The sequence below is a fragment of the Pseudomonas sp. Ga0074129 genome, from assembly GCA_001465025.1.
Lineage (GTDB): Bacteria > Pseudomonadota > Gammaproteobacteria > Pseudomonadales > Pseudomonadaceae > Aquipseudomonas.
Map to the genome: position 1 here is coordinate 1 of LNDO01000014.1, position 4937 is coordinate 4937.

The following is a 4937-nucleotide window of genomic DNA, read 5'->3' on the forward strand; positions in this document are numbered from 1 at the left end:
TGCGCTTGAATCCTTTGGTGTGAGAGCCTGGATTCTACCGGTGGCTGGCCCTCTGCCTATCGTTTCAAGCGTTGCACTTATTCTATGAATTCAGGCCGCAAAAACCAGGTCCGCACATTCAATCAGAACCAGTGCCAAAAACAGCGGGGTCGCCCACAGCACGGACTTGCCGTTGGCGTCAGGCTGACGCACAAAGAAGCGGCCCTCATGCAGTTTGTCAGTGATGCGCATGTGTTTGCGCAGGTATTTGACAAAGAAGTTGTTATCCAAGTCAGGGTGGTCATCCACTTTGGCGAACAGCATCTTTATACCGGTCAGCAGCAAAAATGCGCCGAACACATAAAGAATCCAACTGAACTCACTGACCAAGTGAGCGCCTAGGCCGATCATGATGGCACGCAATACAATCACGCCCAAGATGCCCCAGAACAGAACTTCATGCTGGTATTTACGAGGGATGGCCAAGAAACTGAAGATCATGGCCATGACAAATACGTTGTCCATGGACAGTGATTTTTCAATCAAGAAGCCTGTGTAGAACTCCATGCCGGAGCCTGCGCCTTTCATATACCAAACCCACAAGCCAAATAGCAGGCCTGCAGAGATATAACCGGCGGACAAGAACAAACTCTCACGAACACCAATTTCTCGATGTTCACGGTGTAATACACCAAGGTCAAAGACCAACAGTGCAATTACGATGCTGATGAAGATGAGCCACAACCACGTTGCGGTGCCGAGAAAGTCGGCCAATAAAAACGTTTCTAGGGCAGTCATAGCCCCTCCTTAGTGTCGAAGTTGTACAAACTGCAACTCCGACATGGCAGCGATTAAGCTGTCAGAGGGGCCCGGCGTCGCGGGGGCAATGCTATTTATCCAGCGTTGGTTGTACAAGTATTTTTTGCCATAAGCATTGATGCATCTGGCCATAACCGGTTCAACGCAAGCCGCTGCACACCACTTCCCGCCGAAAACCCGGATAATGGCCGCCATTCGTTTAGCCCGTCTTCTGGTATTCCCGCATGGAAATTAAGGTCAAGTTCCTCGACAACCTCCGTCTTGAGGCCAAGTTCGATGACTTCACGGTGGTCGCTGACCAGCCCATTCGCTACAAGGGCGATGGCTCTGCGCCGGGGCCGTTCGATTACTTTTTGGCCTCTTCGGCGCTGTGTGCGGCGTACTTTGTGAAGCTGTATTGCGACACGCGCAACATCTCCACCGAGAACATTCGCCTGTCGCAGAACAACATTGTTGACCCCGAAGACCGCTACAAGCAGATCTTCAAGATTCAGGTCGAGTTGCCCGCCGATATCTCGGAGAAGGACCGCCTGGGCATTTTGCGGTCCATCGACCGTTGTACGGTGAAGAAGGCGGTGCAAGCCGGGCCGGACTTTGTCATCGAAGAGGTGGAGAACCTCGATGCCGATGCGCAGGCGCTGTTGATGCCGGCGCTGACGGCCGGTGAAGGCACGCGCATCCTCGGTAAGGACCTGCCCCTCGAAGAAACCATCGCGCGCATGTCGGCGATCATGGCCACGCTGGGCATGAAGATTGAGATCGCCTCGTGGCGCAACATTGTGCCCAACGTCTGGTCGCTGCATATCCGCGATGCGCAGTCGCCGATGTGTTTCACCAACGGCAAGGGCGCGACCAAGGAGAGTGCGCTGGCCTCGGCGCTGGGCGAGTTTATCGAGCGGCTCAACTGCAACTTCTTCTACAACGACCAGTTCTGGGGTGAGGAAATCGCCCAGGCGGCGTTTGTCCATTACCCCACTGAGCGCTGGTTCAAGCCGGGGCCTAAAGATGCCCTGCCGGCGGAGATTCTCGACGATTACTGCCTGGCGATTTACAACCCGGACGACGAGCTACGCGGCTCGCATCTGTACGACACCAACTCGGGCAACACCCTGCGCGGTATTTGCTCGCTGCCGTTTGTGCGCCAGAGCGATGGCGAGACGGTGTACTTCCCATCCAACCTGATCGAGAACCTGTACCTCTCCAATGGCATGAGCGCGGGCAACAGCCTGGTTGAAGCGCAGGTGCAATGCCTTTCGGAAATCTTCGAGCGGGCGGTCAAACGCGAGATTCTCGAAGGCGAAATCGTCCTGCCGGACGTGCCCGCCGAAGTGCTAGCCAAGTACCCGGCCATCCTCGCCGGCATTCAAGGGCTGGAAGCGCAGGGTTTCCCGGTGCTGGTTAAGGATGCGTCGCTGGGGGGCGAATTCCCGGTGATGTGCGTGACGCTGATGAACCCGCGAACAGGCGGCGTGTTTGCCTCCTTTGGGGCGCACCCCAGCTTTGAAGTGGCACTGGAGCGCAGCCTGACCGAGTTGCTGCAGGGGCGCAGCTTCGAGGGTTTGAATGATCTGCCGCAGCCGACCTTTGAAAGCCAGGCGGTGATGGAGCCGAACAACTTTGTTGAGCACTTCATCGACTCCAGCGGCGTGGTGTCGTGGCGTTTCTTCAGCGCGCGGGCCGATCATGCCTTTGTCGAGTGGGACTTCTCCGGCGCGGGTCAGCACAGCAATGCCGAGCAGGCCGCGACGCTGTTTGGCATCCTCGAAGACCTGGGCAAAGAGGTATACATGGCCGTGTACGACGACCTCGGCGCCACCGCGTGCCGGATTCTGGTGCCGGGCTATTCGGAGATTTACCCGGTCGAGGACCTGATCTGGGACAACACCAACAAGGCGCTGCTGTTCCGTGCCGACATCCTCAACCTGCACAGCCTGAGCGACCGTGGCTTGAAGTCGCTGCTGCGCAATCTGGAAAACAGCGACGTGGACGATTACACCGACATCACCACGCTGATCGGCGTGGAGTTTGATGACAACACGGTGTGGGGCCAACTGACCATTCTCGAACTCAAGCTGCTGATTCACCTCGCCCTCAAGCAGTTCGACGATGCCAAAGAGCTGATCGAAACCTTCCTGCAGTACAACGACAACACCGTGGAGCGCGGGCTGTTCTATCAGGCCCTGAACGCGGTGCTGGAAGTGCAGATGGACAGCGATCTGGAACTGGCCGACTTTGAGCCGAACTTCCGGCGCATGTTCGGCCACCCACGCATGGACGCGGCGCTGGGCTCGCTGGACGGCAGCGTGCGTTTCTATGGGCTGACGCCGACCAACCTGCAGTTGGACGGCCTTGACCGTCACCTGCGCCTGATCGAGAGCTACAAAAAGCTGCATGCGGCGCGTGCTAAAGCGGCGAACATCGGTTAACCGAACGGGGCCTGACGTGAGGGGCAGCATGCAACTGACAGAGCACGAGTGGTCGCGGGTCATCGAAATGGCCTGGGAAGACCGTACGCCGTTTGAGGCGATCGACAGCCAGTTTGGTCTCAGTGAAGCGCAGATCATCGCCCTGATGCGCCGCAGCCTGAAAGCCGGCAGCTTCAAACTCTGGCGCGCCCGCGTCAGCGGCCGGCAGACCAAACACCTGCAACTGCGCGACCCCAATGTCAGCCGCGGCTACTGCCCTACGCAATACAAACAGCGCTAGGGCTCAGCCCTGCATGGCTTCGCCGCTGAAGCGCCTCCCACAGGTGGTGGTGCCTGTGGAAGTGCGGCTTGCGCCTCGATCTGTGGGAGGGGCTGGGCGGCACCCCGCTTTAGCCGCGACAGGTGTTAACCGGCCTGGGCCTGGCTTTCATCTAGGGCGATGAAGTCAGGCTTGTCGCGCACGCAGCATTGCGGGCAGTTGTAGTCCTCTGGCAAGTCGGCAAACGGGGTACCCGGCGGATAGCCGGTGTAGCGGTCACCCAATTGGCTGTCGTAAACATATCCACATTCCGGACACTCATGTCGGCTCATGCGGCCTCCTGCTGTGGGGTCTGCGCCTCAGCCTGCAGGCCGTATTGGCGGATCAGTTGCTCACGCTTGGCGGGCAGGAAGTTGATGCGGCTGATATCGCCGTTCACGGCAGCGATCAGGCGCGAGTTCATCAGGCGAAACCACAGCGGCGGTACGTAGGCCACGAGGAACATACCTGTGTACCCGGCTGGCAGGCGAGGCACATTGGGGAAGTCGCGCAGGGCCTGGTAGCTCCGTGTTGGGTGAGCGTGGTGGTCAGAGTGACGCTGCAGATGAAACAGCATCAGGTTGGAGAGGACGTGATTGCTGTTCCACGAATGATGAGGCTGGCAGGCTTCATAGCGGCCATTGGGCAGTTTTTTACGCACCAGGCCGTAGTGTTCGATGTAGTTGGCGGAGGTCAGCTGGAAGGCACCCCAGAAGGCGACCAGCAACAGCACCGGCACCATTGCCGGACCAAACAGGGCGATCAGACCGCCGTAAAGAGCCAGCGTGACCAGGCCAGCTTGGACGATTTCATTGTCCAGGCTCCAGATTGAGCGGCCCTGACGCTGCATGCGCTCGGCCTCCAAATCCCAGGCGCGGAAGAAAGCACCCGGCAGTTCGCGGAACATAAAACGGTAGATGCTTTCGCCCATCTGCGAGGATGCCGGGTCTTCCGGGGTGGCCACGTGACGGTGATGGCCACGGTTGTGCTCGATGGAGAAATGCCCGTAACCGCCCAGCGCGGTGTTGAACAAGCCGACTTTGCGGCCCAACCAGTCTTTCTTGTGGCCCAGTTCGTGACTGAGGTTCAGGCCAACACCGAGCATCGAGCCGGTCAGCACCGCGGTTGCCAACCAGCTGTACCAAGGCAGCTCATGGGTGGCGAGGAAGATGCAATTGAACAGCATGCCAAACCAGAGAAACGGCACCACCGCATAGTTGATGAGGCGGTAATACGGGTCAGCCTCAAGCGCTGGCACGGCAGACTCAGGCGGGTTACTCAGGTCTTCACCAAGGAAGGCGTCTATCAGCGGCACGATTAGGGAAACTCTGAAAAAGACTTCCTGATTTTGGCAAAATACCCGGATTCCACCCGCTGAGTTTTCCGATGAAGCAGATGACCTTCGCCGACGCCGA

4 protein-coding genes and 1 pseudogene are annotated in these 4937 nt (G+C 58.3%); 2 read left to right on the forward strand and 3 right to left on the reverse strand.

What is annotated here, in order from left to right; translation table 11 throughout:
• Positions 1 to 96: 96 nt before the first annotated feature.
• Positions 97 to 777: pseudogene (locus AUK77_RS00715) on the reverse strand (TerC/Alx family metal homeostasis membrane protein); the annotation flags it as partial.
• A 245-nt stretch (positions 778 to 1022) separates the two neighbouring features.
• Between AUK77_RS00715 and AUK77_RS00720 the strand changes: the two are divergent.
• Positions 1023 to 3224, forward strand: coding sequence for an OsmC domain/YcaO domain-containing protein (locus AUK77_RS00720; protein ID WP_296125240.1), 2202 nt, complete (start codon positions 1023 to 1025; stop codon positions 3222 to 3224).
• A gap of 28 nt (positions 3225 to 3252) precedes the next feature.
• Positions 3253 to 3504: a TIGR03643 family protein gene (locus AUK77_RS00725; RefSeq protein ID WP_296125242.1), complete on the forward strand. Its 252-nt coding sequence runs from the start codon at positions 3253 to 3255 to the stop codon at positions 3502 to 3504.
• A 125-nt stretch (positions 3505 to 3629) separates the two neighbouring features.
• On the opposite strand, the gene AUK77_RS00730 is transcribed toward AUK77_RS00725, so the two are convergent.
• Complete coding sequence (locus AUK77_RS00730) at positions 3630 to 3815, reverse strand: rubredoxin (RefSeq protein ID WP_296125243.1); 186 nt, start codon at positions 3813 to 3815, stop codon at positions 3630 to 3632.
• Positions 3812 to 4837, reverse strand: coding sequence for an alkane 1-monooxygenase (locus AUK77_RS00735; RefSeq protein WP_296125245.1), 1026 nt, complete (start codon positions 4835 to 4837; stop codon positions 3812 to 3814). Before AUK77_RS00735 ends, AUK77_RS00730 begins: the two co-directional genes overlap by 4 nt.
• Positions 4838 to 4937: the final 100 nt, after the last annotated feature.

Excerpts from the sequence above, each read along its gene's own strand:
- AUK77_RS00720 (WP_296125240.1), top strand. The coding sequence starts at position 1,023 with ATGGAAATTAAGGTCAAGTTCCTCGACAACCTCCGTCTTGAGGCCAAG.
- AUK77_RS00725 (WP_296125242.1), top strand. The coding sequence starts at position 3,253 with ATGCAACTGACAGAGCACGAGTGGTCGCGGGTCATCGAAATGGCCTGG.
- AUK77_RS00730 (WP_296125243.1), bottom strand. The coding sequence starts at position 3,815 with ATGAGCCGACATGAGTGTCCGGAATGTGGATATGTTTACGACAGCCAA.